Genomic DNA, 25,455 nt, shown 5'->3' on the forward strand with positions numbered 1-25,455 from the left:
GCTCATTATATTATATGAGCATACACGCTTTCTATAGAATTATATTAAAATCAACTTATTCTGCTTTTTTTTCTACTTCTTTTTCTGCTAATACGGCTTTTCGAGATAAGTTTACTCTACCTCTACTATCAACTTCAGTAACTTTAACTTCAAATTTATCTCCAACAGAAAATTCATCAGCTACATTTTTAATGTATGAATCAGATAATTCTGATACATGTACTAAGCCATCTGTTCCTTTGATTATTTCGACGAAAGCACCAAAGTTCTCGATTCGTTTAATTGTGCCTGTATATATTTTGCCAACTACAACTTCTTCAGTCAACTCTTCGATTATTTTAATCGCACGTTGAATTGCGTCTGCATCTTGACCATATATTGAAACATTACCTTCATCATCAATATCGATTTTAACATTCGTTTCATCGATAATGCTGTTGATGGTTTCCCCACCTTTACCTATAACAACTTTGATTTGAGCAGGCTTGATTTTAATTGATTCGATTTTAGGTGCGTAATGACTCAATTCTTGACGTGGCTGTTCAAGAGTAGCTTCTAGATTATCAAGAATTTCAAATCTCGCTTTTTTAGCTTGAACTAAAGCTTCTTCAAGAATTTCTTTAGTAATACCTTCAATTTTGATATCCATTTGTAAAGCAGTAATACCTTTACGTGTCCCTGCAACTTTAAAGTCCATATCTCCTAAGTGGTCTTCAAGTCCTTGAATATCGGTTAAGACAGTATAATTGTCGCCTTGCATTACAAGCCCCATAGCAATTCCACCAACAGGTGCTTTGATCGGTACACCAGCATCCATTAACGCGAGTGTTCCTGCACAGATACTTGCTTGTGATGAAGAACCATTTGACTCTAAAACTTCAGCAACTAAGCGAATCGTATACGGGAAATCTTCTTCGTTAGGAATAACAGGCAGTAACGCACGTTCACCTAAAGCACCGTGACCTATTTCACGACGGCCCGGCCCTCTAACAGGTCCAGTTTCTCCAACAGAATAATTAGGGAAATTATATTGATGCATGAACCGTTTGCTATCTTCGCTGCTTAATCCGTTAATGTGCTGCAGTTCATTCAAAGGTGCCAGTGTAGCCACAGACAAAGCCTGTGTTTCTCCACGAGTGAATAGTCCAGAACCGTGAACACGCGGTAAAATAGTCACTTCAGAATCAAGGGCTCTGATTTCATCCACTTTACGACCATCCGGGCGTGTGTTCTCTTCAATAATTAAACGACGAACTTCGTCTTTCTCCATACCTTCTAAAATCGATTTAACATCTTTAATCACAGAAGAGTGATTTGGTGCATCCATGTACTCATCTTCGTATTTTTCAATAATAGATTTTTTAAGTAGCGCTGTCTTTTCAGCACGTTCTTGTTTATCAAAAGTTTGAATTGCTTCTTTCATCTGATCTTTAAACGCTGCAACAACTTCATTTTCCAGTTCTTTTTCGGGAAGAAGTAAAGTAACGTCCATCTTCTCTTTTCCTACTGACTCAACAATTTCTTCTTGGAAAGCAACTAAATCTTTAATAGCTTCGTGTCCAAAAAGCAAGGCTTCGAGCATATCTTCTTCAGCTACTTGATTTGCTCCACTTTCAACCATATTAATGGCAAGTTTCGTTCCTGCAACTGTTAGCTGAATATCGGATCGATTCATTTCTTCTTCAGATGGATTGATAACTAATTCACCGTCAATGCGCCCAACATTCACTCCTGCAATAGGACCATTGAATGGAATATCAGAAACACATAATGCAATTGAAGAACCAAACATCGCAGACATTTCTGGTGAATTATCTGGATTTACAGACATTACCGTATTCATGATCTGAACTTCATTACGGAAACCTTCTGCAAACATTGGTCGAATCGGTCTGTCAATAAGACGGGCAGTTAATGTCGCATTATCAGACGGTCTTCCTTCACGTTTAATAAATCCGCCAGGTATTTTGCCTACAGAGTACATTTTTTCTTCATAGTTCACCATTAATGGGAAGAAAGGTAGTGTGCTGGCTTTTTTGCTTGCTACCGCCGCAGTTAAAACGACAGTATCTTCATAACGAACGAGAACTGCGCCATTGGCTTGTTTAGCCATTTGTCCGACTTCGACAGTTAACTTGCGTCCACCTATTTCAGTTGTAAAAACTTTTTTATCACTCATTCATTTATCTCCTTCATTTTGACAGGAAGCCATACCTACTAAACAAACGTCATTGTTCCAATGAGTCAGACTAATCACGTTTGTATAGTAGAATGATAGGCGTCCTGTTTTTTTTTATAAATAAAGCGAGATTCCTTGGAATCTCGCTTTGTATTTATCATAATAATTAAACACAGTTATCTTACATCTGAAAAGATGCTGAGGCTACTCTGTTTAAGTAATCGATTAACGACGTAAACCAAGTCTCTTGATTAATTCACGGTAACGTGTAATATCTTTGTTACGCAAATAAGCTAACAAGTTACGACGGTGACCAATTTTTTTCATTAGTCCACGCATTGAATGAAAGTCTTTTTTATGTGTTTTTGCATGTTCATTCAATTCATTAATATCAGCAGTTAAAACTGCGATTTGTACTTCCGGAGAACCAGTATCTCCTTCGTGACGAGCATATTCATTGATGATTTCTGTTTTCTTTTCTTGTGAAATTGCCATTTTTTTCCACCTCTTTCCATAATATGAATCCTGTTACTGAGTAAGCGTTGGTGATACGGCAAACCAAGCAAAGGTCTTTGTGTAAAAATTACTTTTAACACTGTACAAATACTACATGATTTATAAATAAAAATCAAGTATCATGACCAAGTTTCAGGGTTCTTATTCCATTTCTCTAAAGCTTCCAAGTCATCCTGTTCAATAACACCGGTACGGAACGCAGCTTGGACGAGACTTGTATAATCTGTAACTGAATGATTTTCAATATTCAGATCATCGAAGGCACTCTTGCCTAAAGAAAGTTCATACGTAAAAATAGCAGCCACTCCAAGAACCTCTGCGCCTTGACTTTTTGCGACATTTACTGCATCTATTACACTTTGCCCAGTAGAAATCAAATCCTCGATGACTACAAGCTTTGCTCCCGATTTAAAGGTTCCTTCAATCTGCTTTCCTGTACCATGTTTTTTTGCTTCACCGCGAATATAGACCATAGGAAGCGTCAATCTATCGGCAACCCAGGCCGCATGTGGGATCCCTGCTGTTGCTGTTCCGGCTATCACTTCAACTTCCGGATAGTATTTCATTATCAACTCTACAAGAGCTGTCACAATCTGCTCTCTCACCACTGGATAACTCATTGTTAATCGATTGTCACAATAGATGGGACTTTTCAATCCGCTGGTCCATGTATAAGGTTGTTTAGGCCTTACATTGACAGCACCAATTCTTAACAATTCTTCTGGTATAGTCTCTTTACTGATCATATTATTGGTTGTTCCCCTTTCCACTGACGTAAAACTTCTAAGTATGAGTCAACGGGATTTAAAGATTGCGTCACGGTTCGTCCTACTACGATATGAGTGGCTCCAAGTTCCCGTGCCATTGCAGGTGTGGCAACACGCTGCTGGTCATCTCTCATTTCAGTATTCAAACGAATTCCGGGTGTTACCCGCAAAAATTCATCTCCCAGTCTTTTCTTTATGATACCTGCCTCATGAGCAGAGCATACCACACCATCTGCCTGACTGTCATGGGCTAACCCGGCATAATGAAGCACGCTTTGTTCCATATTGTATTCACAACGTTGTTCCTCTCTGAGCGCTTCTTCTGAAGTAGAGGTCAATTGTGTAACTGCAAGAAGTAAAGGTCTCCGTTCGTTAGCAGATGTGCCTATCTCTAAACCTTCTCTAGCTTCTTCCATCATCTTTTTTCCTCCGGCAGCATGCACATTGATCATGTCTACTCCTAAACGGGCAATGCCCTTCATGGCTTTCCTAACAGTAGTCGGGATATCATGCAGTTTGATATCTAAAAACACATCGTGCCCAGCTTCTTTTAACGAGTAGATTATAGAAGGGCCCTGCTGATAGAAGAGTTCCATTCCAACTTTCAAATTCAACTGCTGCTCTGGAAATACACTTAAAAATCGTGAGACTTCTTTTTCAGTGGAAAAATCTAAAGCTATGATCGGTTTATTATCCATTGAGTCTTCCTTCTTTCACTTCTTGAATCAATCCTTCGAGAGAATCGATCCCCAGTTCTTTCATTCGTTTAGGTAACTGAGCGATAATTTCATTCATTACGACCGGATTTTTATAGGTTGCCGTTCCGATAGCTACCGCAGATGCTCCTGCCAAAAACATTTGAATGACGTCGTCTGTATTCTGAACGCCTCCCATTCCAATGATTGGAATACTTACTGCATGAGAGACTTGATAGATCATGCGAACGGCAATAGGGAAGATCCCTTCTCCCGACAGTCCACCCATTGTATTTCCTAAGACCGGTTTTCTGGTTGTCACATCAAAATTCATACTCAACACTGTGTTGATCAAACTTAGTCCATCCGCTCCACCGGCTTCTGCTGCTTTTGCGATCTCTACTATATCTGTCACATTGGGGGTCAGTTTGACATAAACAGGTATTGTGACTGCCTGTTTCACTTTTCTAGTGATACGTTCCACAATTTTTGGATCCACTCCAAAGGTCAAGCCCCCTTCTTTTACATTGGGACACGAAACATTCAACTCTATCGCACTGATTATATCGGATTGGTTCAGTCTTTTAGCCACTTCAACAAATTCGTCTTCTGTTTCTCCAGCCACACTACCAATAACGGGCGTTGAGAATCTCGCTAAGCTGGGAATTTTTTCAGCGACAACAACATCTACTCCGGGGTTTTTAAGTCCCACCGAGTTAAGAGTACCATTATTTAAAGGATGAAACTTCGGGTCTTTATTGCCTATTCTCGCTTGTATGGTCGTTGATTTCAGTACAATAGCTCCTAAATTATTATAATCATACAGATCATGATACATGTCTCCGAAGCCGAAAGTGCCACTGGCCGGCATGATCGGATTTTCCATTGACAGACCTGGTAAAGATACACTTATATTAGTCATTGAGACTCCTCCATCAAATTTATTAAAGACAGTTTATAAAGCAGCAGTTAAAAATGTTCTGGATTCCAATACGCTTATAATAGCTGAAACAGTGTCCAGTGAGGTCATCAGCGGCACACCTTTTTCAATCGACGCTTTTCGTATGGAAAAGCCATCTTGTACGGCGTCGATATTTTTCCCCATTGTGTTGACTACGAGATCCACTTGGTCCGACAAGATGTTTTCCAGGATAGTTTCTTCTTTGTCTTCACTTTTTTTATGAATCAATTTTACCGGGATGTCTGATTCTCTGAGAGTTTTCGCCGTACCCTGTGTGGCTAAAATCAGATATCCGATTTCATAGAATCGTCTGGCTAAATCTACGGCTTCTTCTTTGTCCTCATTAGAAACAGTGAATAGTACTTTCCCGTGATCCGGCAAATGCATATCGCTCGCTTCAAAGGCTTTATAAAGAGCTTTTTCTAATGTTTTATCGCTCCCCATCACTTCCCCAGTTGATTTCATCTCAGGTCCAAGTGAAGCATCCACTTTAAGGAGTTTAGAGAAACTGAACACGGGCGCTTTGACATGTACGAGATTTGGTGTGCTGCATAATCCGGGTTCGTATCCCTGTTCAATGATAGAGGATCCTAATATGGCTTTTGTGGCGACTTTTGCCATCGGGATATTTGTTACTTTACTCAAAAAAGGCAATGTGCGGCTCGCGCGCGGATTCACTTCGATGACATAAACTGTTTCGTCATGTACAACGAACTGAACATTCATCAATCCCAAGCATTTAAGACCAATACTTAGTTTTTGCGTGTACTCTACTATAGTCTGGATGGTTTTTTGAGACAGATGCTGCGGTGGGTAAACAGCCATAGAATCCCCAGAGTGTACACCGGACCGTTCAATGTGTTCCATAATGCCGGGTATCATAACATTTTCCCCATCACAGATGGCATCTACTTCTACTTCACACCCGATTAGGTAACGATCGATCAATACGGGATGCTCTGAAGAAATTTTCACAGCTTCGTTCATATATTTTGACAGGTCTAAAGGATTATACACGATTTTCATTCCTCTGCCGCCTAAGACATAGCTTGGTCGAACAAGTACCGGATATCCTATCTCTTCAGCGATAGTTAGTGCTTGTGTATCGGTCGTTGCCGTACTTCCTTCTGGTTGAAGTATAGCCATTTCTTTCAATGCTTTTTCAAAAGCATTTCGGTTCTCTGCTCTATCTAAATCCTCAACGGCTGTACCTAAAATAGTCACTCCCAATTTTTCCAGTGGTTCAGCAAGGTTGATGGCTGTCTGGCCTCCAAACTGAACAATGACACCTTTGGGTTTCTCGAGTTTTATGACATTCATGACATCTTCTAGAGTTAACGGTTCAAAGTATAGTTTGTCTGAGATTGAAAAATCGGTCGAGACCGTTTCAGGGTTATTGTTCATGATGATCGCCTCATACCCGGCTTCCTGAATCGCTTTGATGGAATGCACCGTTGCATAATCAAATTCAATGCCCTGTCCGATTCTTATCGGACCAGATCCTAATACCAGTATGGATTCTTTTTCCGTCACAACACTTTCCTGTTCCTCTTCATACGTACTGTAGAAATAAGGTGTAGCAGAGTCAAACTCAGCCGCACACGTATCGACTGTCTTGAATACTGGTTGTATCCCATGTTCTTCTCTCAACTCACTGATGTCCTGTTCTGTTTTTTGCCATAAGTTAGCAATAGCTTTGTCAGAAAATCCAAATTGCTTCGCATACAACAGCTGTTCTAAATCGCCTTTATTATTTTCCAGCATGTCCTCAATTTCAACAATGTGCAGGAGCTTATCTAAAAAAAACAGATCGATTTTTGTTAATTGTGCTAGTTCTTCTATAGGAAACTTCCTGCGAATAGCTTCAACAAGATAAAACAAGCGGTCATCCTGGGCTTTGACCGTTTTGGCGATCAACTGGTCATCGGTCACTGATTTCAAACTATCCAGTTCAATGTGACTGACTCCAATTTCTAATGAACGGACAGCCTTCAACAGACTTTCTTCAATGCTGCGACCGATAGCCATTACTTCTCCCGTTGCTTTCATTTGAGTAGTCAGTGTTCGGTCTCCTGTTTCAAATTTATCAAATGGCCACCTGGGTATCTTGGCAACCACATAATCGAGAGCCGGTTCAAACTGAGCGTAAGTTGTCTGTGTCACAGGATTTTTCATTTCATCCAGGGTCAAACCAACTGCTATTTTTGCCGCAAGTTTGGCAATAGGATACCCTGTCGCTTTACTCGCCAACGCCGAAGAGCGGCTCACTCGTGGATTTACTTCGATGATAAAATAGTTGAAGCTATGCGGATCCAATGCTAACTGTACATTACATCCACCCTCTATTTTCAACGCTCGAATAATTTTCAATGAGACATCTCTTAATAGCTGATATTCTTTATCTGTTAATGTCTGACTGGGTGCTATGACGATCGAGTCTCCTGTATGAATGCCAACAGGATCTATATTTTCCATATTACATACGACCATCGCATTATCATGATGGTCTCTCATGACTTCATACTCAATTTCTTTGTATCCAGCTATACTTCTTTCAACCAGACATTGACTCAAAGGTGATAAACTTATTCCGTTCGCTACGATTTCCCTCAATTCAGTCTCATTATCGCATAAGCCTCCACCTGTTCCGCCCATTGTAAATGCCGGACGAACGATCAGCGGGTAGCCTATTTCATCCGCAAAAGCGACTGCCTCTTCTATCGTATGGACGATTTCACTGTCTGGAACAGGTTCATTCAGCTCACGCATCAGGTTACGAAACTGATCACGATCTTCAGCTTGATTAATAGCAGATAACTTGGTCCCGAGCAGTTCGATATCCAACTCTTCAAGGATACCGGCTGTATCCAGCTGAATAGCCATATTTAACCCCGTCTGTCCTCCCAAAGTTGGCAAGATTGCATCGGGTCGCTCTTTGCGTAATATTTTGGAAACAAATTCCAATGTCAGCGGTTCTATATAAACTTTATCCGCGATTTCTTTATCCGTCATGATAGTAGCCGGGTTAGAGTTGATCAGAACAACGGAGTACCCTTCTTCTCTTAAAGCTAAGCAGGCCTGAGTGCCCGCGTAATCAAACTCAGCTGCCTGTCCAATAACGATCGGGCCGGAACCGATAACTAAAATTTTTCTAATATCTGCTCTTTTAGGCATCTTTTTTTTCCACCTTCCATGCGTCCATTAATTCAGTGAACTGATCGAACAGCCCCGCTCCATCATGTGGTCCAGGTGCTGCATCAGGGTGATACTGGACACTGAAAACCGGGTAAAGTCGATGTCTTAATCCTTCGACTGTCCCATCGTTTATTTCCAAGTGTGTGACCATTAGGTTTTCTTTGTTGATCGATTCTTTAGAAACTGCGTAGCCATGGTTTTGAGATGTAAAATCTATCTTTCCAGTTACGATTTCTCTGACTGGATGATTGAACCCTCTATGTCCAAAATTCATTTTAAAAGTCTCTGCACCATTTGCTAAGGCAATCAGCTGATGCCCCAAACAAATACCGAAAATCGGAACGTGTTTCTGCAGCTGCTTTATCATTTCATGGGCATAAGGCAAATCTTTCGGGTCGCCAGGTCCATTGGTCAGCATGACACCATCAGGATTTAAATTTAATACTGTTTCAGCATTTGTATCATGCGGGAGTACAGTTACATGACACTCACGTTTATTTAACTCATGTAAAATACTGTGCTTTAATCCGTAATCTATTACGACGACCTTTCGTCCTGTCTGAGGACTCACATAAGGACTTGTTGTCGAAACTTGTTCGACCTGGTTTCTGGGAAGCTTCGTTTGGGATAACTGCTGTATAATTTCATTGATCTCTCGTGTATCATCTGTCAAAACAGCTTTCATTGCACCCTGTTCGCGAATCACTCTTGTAAGTCTTCTGGTATCAACGCCCATAAGACCAGGGATATCTTTTTCTTTTAAAAATTCATCTAAGTTCATCTGGCTTCTCCAGTTAGAAGGTCTTCTGGCATATTCTTTAACTATCACTGCTTTAGTAGTAGGAACGATCGATTCGTAATCGTCCCGATTGATTCCTGCGTTTCCAATCAGGGGATAAGTAAACGTCAGTAATTGGCCATTATAGGACTGGTCTGTAATAGATTCCTGATACCCTGTCATGCCTGTATTAAAAACGACCTCTCCAATGGTCTCTTTTCCTGAACCAAACCCATATCCTCTGAACACTGTTCCGTCTTCCAACACCAGTAGTCTTTTCTTCATTGGATCCCCTCCTCATAAGCCACTTGGCCATCCACAATTGTGAATGCTGTCGACCCATTTACTTCCCATCCTATAAATGGTGTATTGGACGCCTTGGACTGAAAATCTTCTTTCCTGATCACTGTTTCATTATCTAAATCGAAACAGGCCAAGTCTGCCGGTGCGCCTACTTCGATCACACCTGTATCAAAATCAAATACTTGTGAGGGCATGACAGTTAAGCAGTCTACTAGATTCTTGAGCGTCATCTTACCTGTCTTCACTAGATAGTTATAGAGCAGTGAGAAAGCTGTTTCGCTTCCAACGATGCCGAATGGAGAACCGATCATTGAACCATTTTTTTCTTCGTCACTGTGAGGCGCATGATCTGTTGCAATCATATCGATAGTCCCATCAAGTAACCCCTCAAGCAAGGCTAGCTGATCTTCTTTGCCTCTAAGCGGCGGATTCATTTTGTACTGACTCGTATCACCTGGGATATCATTTTCACAGAGCAGCAAATGATGAGGGGTTACTTCTGCTGTGACGTGGATGCCTGCCCGTTTGGCCTCTCTTATCACTCTTACGCTCTCTTTAGCTGAAACATGACAGACATGATAGTGTGCGCCCGTCTCTTCCGCGAGTAATACATCTCTTGCAATTTGCGTGGATTCGGTCAGCTGAAGCATTCCCTGTAAACCCAACTCTTTGTTCCTTGTCCCTTCATGCATCACACCCCCTCCAAATAAGAGAGAATCATCTTCTGTGTGAGCCACGATCGTCGTTCCATTCATTGCTGCTTCTTTCATTGCTTCGTACATTGTTCCCGCCGTTTGAACGCCTACTCCATCATTAGTAAAAGCAAACGCTCCAGCTTTTAGCATTTCTTTCTGATCAGTCAGTTTTTCTGATGTTAACCCCTTCGTAATAGGCACATACTGTTCTACTTTCACACATGCATCTCGAGCAATGATCTCCAGTATTCTTTCCAGGTTTTCAACCGTATCAGGTTCAGGATCAACATTCGGCATTGCGCAGATCGTCGTAAATCCCCCTCGTGCAGCTGCTCTAGTTCCCGTTTTTATAGTTTCTTTGTATTCATATCCCGGCTCTCTCAGGTGAACATGAACATCTATAAGTCCTGGCGTCACCAGTCTGCCTCTAGCATCAATTGTAATATCAGCAGGGTGGTTTAAACTTTGTCCAATTATATTAATTTTTTTATCAGCTATATAAATATCGACTAAATGAGTCTGACTGTCATTCTTAATGATAGCTGCATTTTTAATTAATAGTGACATGATCATTCCTCCCTTTATCTATGCTTAAGGACCGAGTCGATAATTGCTATTCTTGCATAAACTCCGTTTTCCATCTGTCTGACAATTCTAGAACGCTCACACTCAACCAGACTGTCTTCAATTTCAACCCCTCGATTAACTGGGGCAGGATGCATAATAATGGCTGATTCTTTCATTCTGGACTCTCTTTCAAACGTGATGCCATATTTTTGCAAGTAGGTATTTTCAGAAAATCTTAAATCAGTTTCTTGATGTCTTTCATGCTGAACACGCAGCAGCATCATGACATCCACTTTATCGATCAGCTTATCGATCGTTGTGAATGTTCCGTATTCTTCAAAAGAAGGTTCATACCATTCCTGAGGACCTGTGAAATAAAGCGTAGCTCCCAAACGTTTAAGTATCTGCATATTACTTTTTGCGACCCTTGAATGTGTTAAATCCCCTGATATTGCTACTTTAAGGTTTTTAAATGATCCATATTCTTCATAGATCGTCATCAAGTCAAGTAAAGATTGACTTGGATGCTGCCCGGCGCCGTCCCCACCGTTGATGATCGAACACTTTATACTGTCACTCTCGATCAGTTTAGTATAATAGGCTTCTTCACTATGACGGATGACGACGATGTCCACTCCAATTGCCTGAAGTGTCAGGACCGTATCATAGAGACTTTCTCCTTTCTGAACACTGCTCATTGAAGGTTGAAAATCAAGCACCTGCATCCCCATCTTGCGTTCTGCCATCTCGAAGCTTTTATGTGTACGGGTACTCTGTTCAAAAAAACAATTTATCGCATAATTCTCAGTGTAGGTTGGGAATTTAGTCTGTCTCTTAAACTCTATTGCTGATTCGATCATATCTATGATTTCCTCATTGTCATACTGTTCCAATGATACAAAATGACGCATATGTTTTGCTTTTAATTTAGTCATAAGAATCCTCCCTTAAAATCTCTTCCGATAAAAAAGTATAATCAACAGCTACTTGTCTGAAAAAAAAGACCCGGCGCCATAACGGCACTAGGTCTAAAGGATTCCACAAAAAACGGTTCAGAATTGTGTTTACTGTTTTAAAATAGATGCATATCTACCTTAAAGCTTTGTACACTTTTCTACCTCTTTTGTTTATTCCTGCGACCTTTCGTGTCTCACCGGACACCTTTAAAGTTCACAATTATTTACATTTATATATTTTTCAAGATATTCACCTGATCCGTTTCATCGATCTCTTTTAAGGAGACCTGAATGGCTTCTTCTCGAGAAGTTGGAATGTTTTTACCCACAAAATCTGCTCGTATGGGTAATTCTCTATTCCCGCGATCAATTAGAACAGCTAGATAGATTTTGTCAGGTCTTCCCAGATCTATAACGGCATCCAGCGCTGCTCGTATGGTCCGGCCAGTAAAAAGTACATCGTCTACAATAACAACTTTCCTGCCTTTTATCGTTTTATTATCAGCGGAAACAGTCTGCTTTTCGGCATTTCTCCCTTCGTTATCGTCTCGATAGTAGGACACATCTAATTCCAACACCTCGATTGTTTCGCCTTCAAGTCGTTTTATTCTATCGGCTATGCGGTGAGCAAGATATACACCTCTTGTCTTTATTCCGGTAAGAACAAGGTTTTCAATGCCTTTGTTCTTTTCGATTATTTCATAAGTTATTCGGATCAATGCTCGTTCCATAGCTACACCATTGACTACTTCAACTTTAGACAGTTTCTGCATTATTTATCCTCCTGCTAGTTATGATCAGTGAGTGGTCTTTTTTTCTTAGCAATAATTAATTCACTGTAGTCAAATCTTGAATAGACTCCAATAAAAAAAGCACTCTTATCCAGTTAAGATAAGAGTGCTCCCAAATATTTCTATTAGGTATGAAAAGGTCAATAAATTAAAGTTCACCTATTCAAAGGGACTTTATCAGTACTCACGGGTACGTATAAAGAACCTGCTGCTCCTTCTTAGCCTCTCTGGACTATTTTTAAAGGATTACTATTCAATTGGTCTAACTCTAAAGGTTTCAGTCTGAAAAGTCAATCCATTCCAACAAAATTACAAATATTTAGTTTTCAGTTCCATTACAATGTCTCTTAAATCGGCTGCTTTTTCAAAATTTAGCTCTTTAGCAGCTTCTTTCATTTCCAGTTCCATTGTTTCAATGAGTTCTTTTCGTTCTCTTCGCGATAAGTTTTTAATTGTTTCTTCAGACAAGCCCTGCTCATCTTCATCAATTGACGTAGAGATCTTGATAAGATCTCTCACTTCTTTCTTGATCGTTTTCGGTGTAATACCATGCTTCTCATTGTATTCTTCTTGAACGGCACGACGTCTCTCGGTCTCATCTATCGCCTTTCGCATAGAATCGGTAATACGGTCCGCATACATAATGACACGCCCATTTTCATTTCGGGCCACGCGTCCCATTGTTTGGATCAGCGCCCGGGCACTTCTGAGGAACCCTTCCTTGTCAGCATCAAGAATCGTGACTAATGAGACTTCGGGAACATCTAACCCTTCTCGCAGCAAGTTGATTCCTATCAATACATCATACTTGCCTATTCTAAGCTCCCTGATGATTTTGGTCCGTTCCAATGTTTTTATATCACTGTGAAGGTACTGTACTTTTATGCCGACTTCTTTAAGGTAATCCGTTAAATCTTCCGACATTTTCTTAGTTAACGTTGTAATAAAGACCCGTTCGTTTTTTTCGATCCGTTTATTGATTTCTTCGATGATATCATCTATCTGCCCTTTGATCGGTCTTACTTCAATAATAGGATCTAGTAAACCGGTGGGGCGAATAATTTGTTCAACGATTTGGCTTGACCGGCTCATTTCATATTCTGCCGGGGTCGCTGAAATATAATTGATTTGTGGCACTCTTTCTTCAAATTCCTCTAGACGGAGCGGACGGTTGTCGAGTGCACTAGGTAATCTGAACCCGTGATCGATCAGTTGCTGCTTACGTGCTCTGTCCCCTTTATACATACCTCTTATCTGTGGCATGGTCATATGAGATTCGTCGATAATAAACAGTGAATCTTTGGGGAAGAAGTCCAATAACGTATAAGGCGATTCACCTGGTTTTCGTCCGTCTAGATGTCTGGAATAATTCTCGATACCCGAACAGTATCCCATTTCCATCATCATCTCAATGTCATAGTTCGTACGCTGTTCGAGTCGCTGTGCTTCCAGTAATTTATTCTCTTTATGCAGTTCTTCGAGCCTATCTTTTAATTCTGCCTGAATGGAATCGATAGCTGAACGCGTCTGCTCATCGTTTGAAACAAAGTGAGTGGCGGGAAATATAGCCGCATGAGCCAGATCGGCTTTAACTTCACCAGTCAAGACATCTACTTCTCTGATTCGATCTATTTCATCTCCAAAGAATTCGACTCTGATCGCTTCACTTTCTCTTGAAGCTAGAAAAATTTCAACGACATCCCCACGCACTCTGAATCGTCCACGTTGAAAGTCAATGTCATTACGTTCAAATTGCATATCAACAAGTCGACGCAAGATTGCTTCTCTGCTGATTTCCATCCCGGAACGTAAAGATAAGACATGCTCTCTATAATCTTCAGGATTAACTAATCCATAGATACAAGAAACAGAAGACACCACAATAACATCACGTCTTTCAAGCAATGAGCTGGTGGCTGAGTGTCTCAGTTTATCAATTTCATCATTTACGCTAGCATCTTTTTCAATAAAGGTATCAGTGGAAGGAACATATGCTTCTGGTTGATAATAGTCATAATAACTCACAAAATATTCTACTGCATTATCTGGAAAGAACTCTTTAAACTCAGTATATAGTTGACCAGCTAATGTTTTATTGTGCGCCATGACCAATGTCGGTTTATTTACCTGTTGAATAACATTGGACATCGTAAAAGTCTTTCCTGTCCCGGTTGCGCCTAAAAGAACCTGTTCTTTTTGATTGTCGTTAATTCCCTGTACCAACCGCTTGATCGCTTCAGGCTGATCTCCACTGGGCTCGAAAAGCGATTTCAAATTGAATTTTTGTTCGGCCATGATAACACTCCTTTACATAAAACTGTTCGCTAACAAGTTTATCATAAAAAAAGTATTCTCAAAGACTTATGTCTTATGAGAATACTCTTAAATTATTTAGCTACTTTTTTGCTTAAGCGTGACTTGTCACGAGCAGCTTTATTTTCGTGAATCAGACCTTTTGATGAAGCTTTATCAATTGCTTTTACAGCTTTAACATATAAGTCTTGTGCGTTATCTGCATCACTGTTTGCAGCTTCTAAGAATTTCTTCTTAGCTGTTTTCATTGATGTAGCTTGGCTCACATTGTTTGCTTTCTTTTTCACGTCTTGTCTTTGACGTTTTTCAGCTTGTTCCATATTTGGCATTGTAAAACACTCCTTAATTAATAAACATATAGTTGGATTTAAATGGATACTGTAATAAAACAGCATTATTTAGACCATGTGAATTTGTTTATTCAACATTCCCCATTTTACATCACATCACTTATATTTTCAATGAAAACTTTTTTTCTTTTTATCTTCACTCGTTCATTGATGAAAACTTCCAGATAAAGAGCTCGATTTGCATTTCCGGATTTACTTTTCCACTCTTAATTTCATAATCAGCAGTAATCAAGTAATGATGAGCCTGGGATAATGCCTCCTGTTTGAATGATTTTTCCATTTGTAAAGCCAATTTAACACGATAAGGATGGATTTTCAAGATACTAGCAATATCCGCCTGCTGATACCCTTTTTTCCTTAGAATTTTCACTTGGAGCAACAATCTGAACTGGCCGATCATCAAAGCGAGTATTTTGATTGGATCTTCTTTTTGATGCAGCAAATCCTGATACAGTTCGATCGACTCTTTAACATTCTTTTTCAATACTTTTTCATTCAACTCAAAAATATTTTGTTCCAGGGATTTTGAAACAAGTTTATTTATTGATTCAATAGTAATCACTTTGTCTTCAACATGATAGACCATTAATTTCTCTAACTCATTCTTTGCCTTGGATAAATTCCTATCGGTTAATTGCAGTAAACGCTCAAAAGATTCTTTGGAGATTTTAAAATCCTTTTCTTTAAGATACATTCTCAAATAATCTACCGTCTCTTTTTCCGTAGCTGGTGTAACATCGATGACTTCTGAAAGCTTTAATAACGCTTTTGTCACCTTTTTCCTCTTGTCCAATTTATCATAGGGTGCAATAAACACAAGAATCGAGAAATCAGAAGGATTGTTCAGATAACTCTCGAGTAACGTTGGGGTATGCTTTATATTTGATGAAATCTTTTTTCCAGTAAAAATATGACTGGAATGAACAAATATTAATTTCTGCCCTCCAAAAAACGGGAAACTTTCTGCTTCAAAAACGACATCATCTATGCTAGTCTCATTTAAATCAAAATGCAAAATGTTCATTTCATCTTTTTGTTTGTTCTTTATTGTTTTTGTTAAAGCGTTGGTCACTTCTTCTATAAGTATGCTTTCAGTACCAATAATCGCATAGACAGCTTTTAACTTCTCTTTATTGATTTCATCAATTTGTTTTAATACAGATTTCATCTCATTCTCCTATTCGTTCTTTTTTCGGTTCAAAAGAAAACAAGCGCTTATCAAAATGATCACTACGTAAACGATCAGTAAATTTATACCTGATGGCCCCATCATGATCCGTTCTATAAATCATCGCATCCAATTCTGTTATCTTTTCGATAACACTCTCATGCGGATGGCCGTATCTATTGTTTTCTCCACAAGAAATCCATGCTACTTCAGGATTCAGCTGTTTTAAAAATTCTGCATGTGTCGACGTTTGACTGCCATGATGGCCTACCTTTAGCACATCAACAGCTAGGTTAGGATACTTCGCGAGTAATTCTCTCTCTCCATCAGCTTCAAGATCTCCTGTAAATAGCCATGTTTTGTTCCCTATTGATCCTAACACAACCAAAGAACTGTTATTTTTATTTGTTCCTGCAAATGTATCTTTTGAAAGGATTGCCACCGTGTTGGCAGGGAGATTTTCGCTCCCTCCTTCATTTACCTCTTTAATTATTGTGCCATATTTCTCTATAGAAGGAAACAACGTCTGAAAATTTGCTTGTAAAAAAGTGGCTTTTGCAGAAACAACCTGCTTAGTTTTTATTTGACTAATAATATCAAGCAGTGCACCGTAATGATCAATGTCTGGATGTGTGATTATAATAGAGTCAAGTTTATGCACGCCTTCTGATTTCAGCACCGGCAACATGATATTTTCTCCTACGCTAAAAACTTTTTCTCTCTTTTTCCATTCTTCAACTGTAAATTCATTCTGACCTCCCGTATCGATGAGATAATTCCCTTTTCCCCAGGGTTCCCTGATCAATATCGCTTCTCCCTGATTCACATCGATCATTAACACTTGCCCGTAAGGAGTATAGCGAACGGAATACACACACATTATGATACCCACTAGCGGTACAATAATGAACGTCTTATTGTTGTTTTTTTCAATCAACAAAAGCAGCATGACAAGGAAACCTAGCAGCAATAAGTAACTTATTTGGGATAACCTTCCTGTAATAATAGTAAAAGAAACATTCGAGGCTATCCCATCGCCTAATTCTTCCATAATTACGATCATCTTGTCCAATACTCGCAGGCTGTAGCTAAACAGGCTAGAAGTTGGTATAAAAAGAGAGAGAAGAAAGTTCACTATTATCATCGGTAATAATACAGTCGCAATAAAAGGGATGAAAAGACTGTTTAAAATAAGTACGCCCCACGAAAATTCATAAAAGTGGTAGGTTAAAACAGGAATGGAACAAATCAATATACTTAAATTTAAGCCTATATATGCTCTGATCTTTGACCACTGTTTAAAAAACGACTGCTGTATGAACATAATAATAATAAAACTTATTAAATAGCTTAACTGAAAACCTACAGTGTAAATACTATAAGGCTGAACAAATAGGATACTGATCAACATAAGCGACCAGCAATCCAAGGTAGTAAATGGCACGTTTATTTTTTCACTTATTAACTTAAGCCACGTTTGTCCAATCGCTCTAAAAACACTTACACCAAAACCCGTAGTAAAACCATACAAAGGTAAAAATAAAAGCAAGTATGTGCTTGTGGCTTCAGTGCTTATTTTTAATCTGCGACACGTTTTTTTGATCATCTCAACGACAAGTACCACGTGTAAGCCTGAAATGCTCAATAAATGTACGATCCCCAATTCTTTAAACGTCCGCATAACATCAGTTGAAAAAGAGCGTTTATCAGCAAATAAGAGTATCTTGGTGTAGATGGCTGTGCGCTTAGTCATCGTCTGGTCTACATGTATCAGGATTTTCTGTCTAAACGAATCCACACTATAAACATGAAATTGATTGAATCTATTCTGCTCCACAACTTCTAAAGTCGAAGCAGTTAATACATAATAGATTTGTTTGTTTTTCAAATACTTTTTATAGTTGAATTGATGAAAATTAGTCGGTTCGTTTGGTTCGGAATAAGTTCCTTCCACTAAAAAACTTTTTGGATTAGAATTTCTTAATTCTTCTTTTTCATTTTCATTTTTAATATAATAACTGACTATCACTTTGTCCTTTCTTCCATTTTCCTTTATCGATCCTTCAAAGGTTAATTTATCTCCATCAATATTTAAACTGGTTTCTTTGACATCAATATTGACCCTGACATTATCAAAACTTGAGAGGGTTACCTCGATCGGATTCATATAGGTCACCCTCGCATAAAGTAACATGCCCATCAATATAGAACAAAATAATAGTCGCTGATTTTTCAACAAGATGACTCGTATAAAAACTAAAGTAAACATTGATAGCGTTAGAAACGAAAAACCGGTAGTCATAGTAATAGCACTAACCAATAATACTAAAGCCGCATACACTATATTTCCTATCATCAGACATTCAATTTTTTCTTCGCATAAATAAGACTGCCAAGACTTATTTCTCCCTTGATAGCAGACGCGTCATTCATTTGAAAAACTCCTAATTAAACTCATTTAATAGCCTTCACTCAACCCTACTTAGCTTCTATATATTCCGAGATTTTCTCGTACGTTTTTTCTCCTATGCCAGATACTTTTGTTATTTCATCAATAGATTCAAAAGGTCCATTCTTTTCTCTATATTCAATAATATCGTTTGCTTTGCTCGGTCCAATTCCATTTAACTGTGTTAGTATCTGTTCGTTTGCATCATTAATGTTTATCTTGGCATCTTTTGCATGAGCACCCTCCAAGCTTTTTTCGATTCCAATTATTTCTTCACCTTCTACAGGAATATATATGTACATCTCGTCTTCTAGCAACTGGGCAAAATTAATGTACTTTGTGTCAGCTTTTTCAGCCAACCCGTCCGCTGCATCAATCGCATCTATCACACGTTGGTTCGCATCAAGTGAAAAAACACCAGGATTATTAACTGCTCCTTTTACATCTACTACAACATTAAGATCTCGTTCTTCACCTATCCTTTCGTTCGTGCCCTCAACCTCTTGCTCGGCATCGGATATAGAACTTTCGGAAAGTAGCGTATCCAAAGTCACAGCGTTACTATCCTCAGCGTTATCCTCAGTATGATTGATCAATACGACCAAGATGATAACACTTAAAGCACATAGTATTACTAAACCCCAGCTCACTTTTTTAAAATTTTTTATTTTGGTCAGAATCTCCATAAGATGCCTCCTTTAATCGGGTTATCTATTATATTGACCAATTAAAAAAAAACTCACTTAAAAAAATTAGCAAAAAAAAGCTATGCTCATTTAAATAAGCATAGCTTCCTATTATTCAATTCAGTCAAAAGTATTTAAATAATCAATAGCATCTTTAATGTGTTGCACTGGCACAATTTGCATATCCGAATTAATCGCTTCTGCAGTCTCAGTGGCTATTTCATAATTCGATTTCAAGTCAGGATTTTCTTCAAGAGCCTGACTTGAAATCACATCATCCGGTGCAAAAAAAACAGAAGCACCTTCCCTGTCAGCTGCAACCACTTTTTTATCGATACCGCCGATACGACCAACTTCTCCATTTTCAGCAATGGTTCCTGTTCCTGCTACTTCTAAAGTGCTATCAAAGTCTTCCATCAGCATTTTGTATACTTGTAATGAGAACATAAGACCTGCAGAGGGGCCACCAATGTTACCCGCATCAATGGTTACTTCAGGCGATGTGGTAACGGAAGATTGAGTAACTAAGGTAATACCAATACCAGGGTTCCCTGTTTCTTCAATCAATATTAGTTCGCCACTGACATCTAACGATTCCTCATCTCTTTCTAAAGAGAGCGTAACTGTATCTCCTATAGACTTACTTGCTATATAGTCTATGAACTCATCTGTATTGTCGAATGATTTCTCATCGATTTTTGAGATGCTGTCACCCATTGTAAGATCTTCAAAAAAATTCGACTCTTCTGAAACGGACATCACATAGACCCCTTCATAGTTAATGTCATAGGGGAAGTCAGCTTCATTAAATGCTGCGGCTTTAGCAGTATGAATCGAATAATCCATGTAATACCTTTGCAGGGTTCTATAAGCGCTGTAATCCTCATAATTCCCAAGCAAATCAATCTCGCTCACACCTGAATGATAAGGTAAAAATTGAAAAAACGATGAAAATGGTGTAGCTTTAAATATCTCGACTGTCGTCAACATATACTGACTATCCGATTCATCCATTTGTCCATCTACCTCTACTCTATCGTTAATAACGACTGCACTGCCCGGTCTTTCAACATAATAAGGGATCTGCAAAAAAAACAATAGATAAACGATCAGCCCTATAATCAATATTTTCAAAGCGAATCTTTTTTCATTCATTATTCCTCATCTACCTTCAATAAGGCGTTTCTCAATTTCTCCCCCACAAGTTGAGGCACTAAACCGTCTATCGTACCTCCGTAATGAGTAATTTCTTTAACCATAGTAGAACTGATAGACTGGTACTTCGCGTCAGAAATTAGGCAAACCGTTTCAATTGATTTATCCTGCATTGCATTCAGGTCAGAAATATCTCTTTCATATTCAAAGTCTTTGACAGAACGGATGCCTCGAATGAGTATATTTGCATCCTTTTCTTTCGCTAGAGTGACAGTTAATCCATCGTAGGCGATGATCTGACAATTCGTTAATTCTTTTTCTCCTAATACGGCTTCAATCATTTGAACCCGTTCTTCGGTGGTAAATAAATAATTTTTCGCAGTACTTGCACTTACTACAATGATCAGCTCATCCACCAATCGTGCAGCTCTTTCTAAAATGTTTAAATGACCGTAAGTCAAAGGATCAAAACTGCCTACATAGAGCGCTTTTTTCATAAGTCCTTCACCCATTCATACAATGATACTCTGGTTTTTCCAAAAAACTTATTTTTAATAAGTCTTAAATAATGTTCATTAATCTCCAAGGAAACATCTTTATCAGTTTCACAAACAATGATGGCTTTATCATTAAACAAATCATTATCTATAAGCTTTTTTATAATTAACTCCAATTCTTGTTTAGCATAGGGCGGATCGAGAAAAACTAAATCAAACGATTCCTTGATTTGATGTAAATGCTCAATGGCTTGAAAATCATTCTTTTTATAAACAACAAATTTTTCGGGTTCTTTGGTGATACTTATGTTTTCTTCGATTGTTTTGATGGCTAAAGCATTATTATCGACTAAATAGGCTTTATCCATCCCTCTGGAAACGGCCTCGATACCTAAAGCTCCACTGCCGGCATATAAATCCAATACATGTCCACCATCAAAGTAAGGGCCAATCATATGAAATAATGCTTCTTTAACTTTATCTGATGTCGGACGTGTATTGTCACCACTTACAGCTCTTAATTTTCTTCCACCATATTCTCCTGATACTATTCTCATTCGAGTACATCCTTTACGATTAATTAACGATACTATTCAACAGACTATCCTCTTCATCTTTTTTTGACAACGCAACAACTTCATCTAGTATGCCATCAAATGTTTTAGGAATCTCACACCGATATGAATCTTCTACTTTTCTTACGAAGTGTTGCTTGGCGATCGTATTTGTAATAGCTTCTTTTTCTTCCCGGTTGACATAAATAATTGCATAATTCATGTTTTTGGAAACGTAGTGCACTAAGCCATAACGTTTTAATTTATTGACATATTTCGTAGTATACAACCATACAACTAATCCGACTCTTGAACTTTTCTCTTCATCCAATCCATTCACCTTCTTCAATTTTATTCATTATACCAAAAAAGTCCCTCTACACGAGAGGGACTTTTAAAATATTTAATCATTTTTATTGGAATTAAAAGCATCTGTGTATAAATCATTTAAATGTTTTTCTAATGAACTCAACATCAAATGCCCTTCTTCTTCACCAATCATATCCATAGCAATGGCAAACTCGATTTTTTTTGAAAAACCAAACATTTGAGTATCGATAACTTCTTCAAAAGCTGGACAAGACATACATAAATGTTGCTGATTTTCAATCAAAGAAGCTATTTGTCTAGCATCTTCATTTAAAACATCTTTAGCAAGAGCAATCTGTAATTGATCCATAAGCATATCCTTCCTTAAACTATTCCCATAGCTTTCTTTTTACAAGTATATCATAACTCTACAAATTTGGAAATATAAAAGAAATGAGTTGCGCTTTTATTCTCATTTAATTATTAAAGTGAACGTTTTGATGCTTTTTCTCGTTCGTTTTTATTAAGAATTTTCTTTCTCAAGCGAATAGACTCTGGAGTTACTTCACAATACTCATCATCAGCTAAGAATTCAAGTGATTCTTCGAGTGTTAATTTACGAGGACGTTTGATAACATTCGTCTGGTCTTTATTTGCTGAACGCACATTTGTTTTTTGTTTTTCTCTAGTCAAGTTAACAGCTATATCGCTATCTCTGTTATTTTGACCAACAATCATACCATTATAAACTTCTGTACCCGGCTCAACAAAGATAACACCACGGTCTTCGATGTTCATGATGCCGTATGTTGTGGCTACTCCATTTTCCATTGACACTAAGGCACCATAACGACGTTCCCCAGTTTTCCCTGATAAGAGTGGCAAGTACTGATCGAACGTATGGTTCAAGATACCATAACCACGCGTAATAGATAAGAAATCATTTGTAAACCCAATCAATCCACGAGCAGGTGCCAAGAAAATCATGCGTACCTGGCCATTTCCTGTATGAATCATGTCTTGCATTTCTGCTTTTCTTTCACTTAAATTCTCGATTACTGAGCCCATATATTCTTCTGGTGTGTCGATTTGAACACGTTCAAAAGGCTCACACTTACGTCCATCTATTTCTTTAATAATAACTTCTGGTCGAGATACTTGTATTTCGTATCCTTCTCGACGCATGTTTTCTATCAAGATAGATAAATGAAGTTCGCCACGTCCTGAAACAATCCAAGCGTCAGGAGAAGCAGTAGGTTCTACCCGAAGTGATACGTCTGTCTGTAATTGCATCATCAAGCGTTCTTCGATTTTTCTAGACGTGACCCATTTTCCTTCTCTACCCGCAAAAGGAGAGTTGTTAACTAAGAAAGTCATTTGTAAAGTTGGCTCATCGATGTGTAAAACTGGTAACGGATCAACATGATCAGCTGGTGTTACTGTTTCTCCTACAAAAATATCTTCAAAACCTGAAACAGCAATTAAATCGCCGGCTTTGGCTTCTTGAATTTCTAGACGATCAAGACCAAAGAAACCATTTAGTTTCGTTACACGGAAATCTTTCGTTGAACCGTCTAATTTACTTAAAGTTACATTGTCTCCAACTTTAATTTTGCCTCTGAATACTCGTCCGATACCAATTCTTCCGACATAATCATTATAATCGAGTAATGATACTTGGAATTGCAAAGGTTCGTCACTGTTATCAATGGGCGCTGGAACTTCTTTTAATATACTTTCAAAAACAGGTTTCATAGTATTTTCCTGATCTTCAAGCTCAGGTGAAAGACTACTTGTTCCGTTAATGGCTGATGCATATATTACTGGAAAATCTAATTGATCTTCATCTGCATCCAATTCTATCAGCAAATCAACAACTTCATCAACAACTTCTGCTGGACGAGCAGTATCTTTATCAATTTTATTAACGACAACAATTGGTCTCAATTTCATTTCCAATGCTTTTTTAAGAACAAAACGCGTTTGAGGCATCGTCCCTTCATAAGCATCTACAACAAGAATTACACCATCTACCATTTTCATGATTCGTTCAACTTCGCCACCGAAGTCAGCATGTCCAGGAGTATCCAAGATGTTAATGTGATGGTCATTATATCTAACCGCTGTATTTTTTGCTAAAATTGTGATTCCGCGTTCTTTTTCAAGATCGTTAGAGTCCATAGCTCTTTCACTCAAATCACTATGTGCAGCTAAAGTGTCTGACTGTTTTAAAAGTTCATCTACTAACGTTGTTTTACCGTGGTCAACGTGAGCTATTATTGCAATGTTTCTTATATCGTCTCTTCTTTTCATAATATTCCTCCGAATTCCTTACCCTGAATCTAGTTTATTATTGATCACTTCATAATGCTTTCGCTTATGTTCATTATAAAGAACACTTATTCTTGATAGATTCACACTCAAGAATAAATGCTCTCCAAATATCCTATATTGTTGCCCCAGATATTATAACAGTAAAACTTGTTAAATTACAAGCTAATACTCTGAATTTAATTTAAAAGCTTAATAATTTCCTGATGCGCTTTCTTGGTTGCAAAAATAATGTTGTTATTTTCAAGTAAATTTAATGGTTCATTATTGAATTGGGTTGCTTTTAGTCCAAGTTCTTCCATGAATAAAAGACCAGGAGCCACATCCCAAGGCTTTAAATTTGTCGCAATATAAGCAACAATACTTCCTTTAGCAACTTCTACACTTTCAAGTCCAGCAGAGCCGATCAACCTCAATCCTAAACTCGCTTTGGCTATCTTTCTTATATGATCATATTTCTCTTCAATCATAATACTAGAGTTAGTAGCTAACATGCCTTCATTTAATGCTGAATCACGGGGTTCTGGCAATTGTTGCCCGTCGCAACTTACCCCTTCGCCTTTGATTGCGGAATACAATCTATCAAGAGTGACAACGTAAATATAGCTTTGCACTGCGATTCCATCTTCGTATACAGCTAACATTAAAGCAAAGTTTTCATTTTGTAAAATAAAATTCAATGTGCCATCTATGGGGTCAACAAACCAAACAGTTCCTTTCATATCTTCGATACTATCTCCAAAACCTTCTTCTCCTAGAATACGATCGGAGGGAAAAACAGTTCGGATATTTTTGACGAGTTCTTTCTCTATCCATTTATCCATATTAGTAACTAAATCATTAGGCGTCGTTTTTTGTTCAATTTCAAGTTGAGAATCTATATTAGCTAAAACAACTCTACCTATCTCATTGATCCATTCTTTTATAATTTTATCTCTACTCTTAAAATTTTCTGGCATAACACTTCCTCATTCCATGCTTCTTTACCTTAAGTTTAAATGAGCAAGCAGTAAAAAGCAAAAACAAATGTAAATTTCAAGTTTAAGTTAGCCACCTAGTTTACCAAATGTATCTTTGCTTAAAATAGTAGTTCTTTAATTGATTAACGTAAACGGTCATAGTTATTCGTTAAGCACTATCGCGCTTAGGCCACTTGGGACAAAGAGCGGAGAGCATTGGCAAAACACCTATGAGGCGTTTGATAACCGAGTATTTTCCGTGGGTAGTCATTCATCCATTG

At 38.3% G+C, this 25,455-nt stretch carries 22 protein-coding genes; all 22 read right to left on the reverse strand.

Annotation, left to right across the window (positions count from 1 at the left end):
• Positions 1 to 55: 55 nt before the first annotated feature.
• The 22 genes from pnp to AX762_RS07095 all read right to left on the reverse strand — a co-directional run bounded on the left by pnp (position 56) and on the right by AX762_RS07095 (position 25,174).
• Entirely contained in the window at positions 56 to 2,179 is a 2,124-nt protein-coding gene (pnp, locus tag AX762_RS06990; protein WP_071848435.1) for a polyribonucleotide nucleotidyltransferase, read from the reverse strand.
• Between the two features lie 225 nt (positions 2,180 to 2,404).
• A complete protein-coding gene (rpsO, locus tag AX762_RS06995) occupies positions 2,405 to 2,674 on the reverse strand; it encodes a 30S ribosomal protein S15 (protein WP_071848436.1) in 270 nt (89 codons plus the stop codon).
• A 140-nt stretch (positions 2,675 to 2,814) separates the two neighbouring features.
• On the reverse strand, positions 2,815 to 3,441 hold the full coding sequence (gene pyrE, locus AX762_RS07000) for an orotate phosphoribosyltransferase (RefSeq protein ID WP_071848437.1): 627 nt from the start codon (positions 3,439 to 3,441) through the stop codon (positions 2,815 to 2,817).
• Positions 3,438 to 4,160: an orotidine-5'-phosphate decarboxylase gene (pyrF, locus tag AX762_RS07005; protein ID WP_071848438.1), complete on the reverse strand. Its 723-nt coding sequence runs from the start codon at positions 4,158 to 4,160 to the stop codon at positions 3,438 to 3,440. The genes pyrE and pyrF overlap by 4 nt, the downstream gene beginning before the upstream one ends.
• Entirely contained in the window at positions 4,153 to 5,079 is a 927-nt protein-coding gene (locus AX762_RS07010; protein ID WP_071848439.1) for a dihydroorotate dehydrogenase, read from the reverse strand. Before AX762_RS07010 ends, pyrF begins: the two co-directional genes overlap by 8 nt.
• A 33-nt stretch (positions 5,080 to 5,112) precedes the next feature.
• Positions 5,113 to 8,292, reverse strand: coding sequence for a carbamoyl-phosphate synthase large subunit (carB, locus tag AX762_RS07015; protein ID WP_071848440.1), 3,180 nt, complete (start codon positions 8,290 to 8,292; stop codon positions 5,113 to 5,115).
• On the reverse strand, positions 8,285 to 9,376 hold the full coding sequence (locus AX762_RS07020) for a carbamoyl phosphate synthase small subunit (RefSeq protein WP_071848441.1): 1,092 nt from the start codon (positions 9,374 to 9,376) through the stop codon (positions 8,285 to 8,287). Before AX762_RS07020 ends, carB begins: the two co-directional genes overlap by 8 nt.
• Positions 9,373 to 10,656 (reverse strand): dihydroorotase, encoded by a 1,284-nt coding sequence (locus AX762_RS07025; RefSeq protein ID WP_071848442.1) that lies wholly within the window; start codon positions 10,654 to 10,656, stop codon positions 9,373 to 9,375. Before AX762_RS07025 ends, AX762_RS07020 begins: the two co-directional genes overlap by 4 nt.
• Positions 10,657 to 10,670: 14 nt before the next feature.
• Positions 10,671 to 11,591: an aspartate carbamoyltransferase catalytic subunit gene (locus AX762_RS07030; RefSeq protein WP_071848443.1), complete on the reverse strand. Its 921-nt coding sequence runs from the start codon at positions 11,589 to 11,591 to the stop codon at positions 10,671 to 10,673.
• 251 nt (positions 11,592 to 11,842) lie between these two features.
• Positions 11,843 to 12,385, reverse strand: a complete 543-nt coding sequence (gene pyrR / locus AX762_RS07035; protein WP_071848444.1) for a bifunctional pyr operon transcriptional regulator/uracil phosphoribosyltransferase PyrR — start codon at positions 12,383 to 12,385, stop codon at positions 11,843 to 11,845.
• A gap of 327 nt (positions 12,386 to 12,712) precedes the next feature.
• Positions 12,713 to 14,698, reverse strand: a complete 1,986-nt coding sequence (gene uvrB, locus AX762_RS07040) for an excinuclease ABC subunit UvrB (protein ID WP_071848445.1) — start codon at positions 14,696 to 14,698, stop codon at positions 12,713 to 12,715.
• 92 nt (positions 14,699 to 14,790) lie between these two features.
• Positions 14,791 to 15,045 carry a 30S ribosomal protein S20 gene (rpsT, locus tag AX762_RS07045; protein ID WP_071848446.1) on the reverse strand — a complete coding sequence of 85 codons (255 nt, stop codon included), beginning with the start codon at positions 15,043 to 15,045 and terminating at the stop codon, positions 14,791 to 14,793.
• Between the two features lie 157 nt (positions 15,046 to 15,202).
• The gene (gene holA, locus AX762_RS07050) at positions 15,203 to 16,234 is read right to left on the reverse strand and encodes a DNA polymerase III subunit delta (protein ID WP_071848447.1); all 1,032 of its coding nucleotides are present in this window, start codon (positions 16,232 to 16,234) and stop codon (positions 15,203 to 15,205) included.
• A gap of 1 nt (position 16,235) precedes the next feature.
• The gene (locus tag AX762_RS07055) at positions 16,236 to 18,590 is read right to left on the reverse strand and encodes a DNA internalization-related competence protein ComEC/Rec2 (RefSeq protein ID WP_083432861.1); all 2,355 of its coding nucleotides are present in this window, start codon (positions 18,588 to 18,590) and stop codon (positions 16,236 to 16,238) included.
• A gap of 122 nt (positions 18,591 to 18,712) precedes the next feature.
• A complete protein-coding gene (locus AX762_RS07060) occupies positions 18,713 to 19,369 on the reverse strand; it encodes a helix-hairpin-helix domain-containing protein (RefSeq protein WP_071848449.1) in 657 nt (218 codons plus the stop codon).
• Between the two features lie 120 nt (positions 19,370 to 19,489).
• Positions 19,490 to 20,524, reverse strand: coding sequence for a SepM family pheromone-processing serine protease (locus tag AX762_RS07065; RefSeq protein WP_071848450.1), 1,035 nt, complete (start codon positions 20,522 to 20,524; stop codon positions 19,490 to 19,492).
• Entirely contained in the window at positions 20,524 to 21,021 is a 498-nt protein-coding gene (coaD, locus tag AX762_RS07070) for a pantetheine-phosphate adenylyltransferase (protein WP_071848451.1), read from the reverse strand. Before coaD ends, AX762_RS07065 begins: the two co-directional genes overlap by 1 nt.
• The gene (rsmD, locus tag AX762_RS07075; RefSeq protein ID WP_071848452.1) at positions 21,018 to 21,578 is read right to left on the reverse strand and encodes a 16S rRNA (guanine(966)-N(2))-methyltransferase RsmD; all 561 of its coding nucleotides are present in this window, start codon (positions 21,576 to 21,578) and stop codon (positions 21,018 to 21,020) included. The genes coaD and rsmD overlap by 4 nt, the downstream gene beginning before the upstream one ends.
• A 19-nt stretch (positions 21,579 to 21,597) precedes the next feature.
• On the reverse strand, positions 21,598 to 21,906 hold the full coding sequence (locus AX762_RS07080) for a YlbG family protein (protein ID WP_071848453.1): 309 nt from the start codon (positions 21,904 to 21,906) through the stop codon (positions 21,598 to 21,600).
• 72 nt (positions 21,907 to 21,978) lie between these two features.
• Positions 21,979 to 22,254, reverse strand: coding sequence for a DUF1507 family protein (locus tag AX762_RS07085; protein WP_071848454.1), 276 nt, complete (start codon positions 22,252 to 22,254; stop codon positions 21,979 to 21,981).
• A 113-nt stretch (positions 22,255 to 22,367) separates the two neighbouring features.
• Positions 22,368 to 24,197, reverse strand: coding sequence for a translational GTPase TypA (gene typA, locus AX762_RS07090; protein ID WP_071848455.1), 1,830 nt, complete (start codon positions 24,195 to 24,197; stop codon positions 22,368 to 22,370).
• 197 nt (positions 24,198 to 24,394) lie between these two features.
• On the reverse strand, positions 24,395 to 25,174 hold the full coding sequence (locus AX762_RS07095) for an inositol monophosphatase family protein (RefSeq protein WP_071848456.1): 780 nt from the start codon (positions 25,172 to 25,174) through the stop codon (positions 24,395 to 24,397).
• Positions 25,175 to 25,455: the final 281 nt, after the last annotated feature.

Source organism: Alkalibacterium sp. 20, from assembly GCF_001885615.1.
Lineage (GTDB): Bacteria > Bacillota > Bacilli > Lactobacillales > Carnobacteriaceae_A > Alkalibacterium.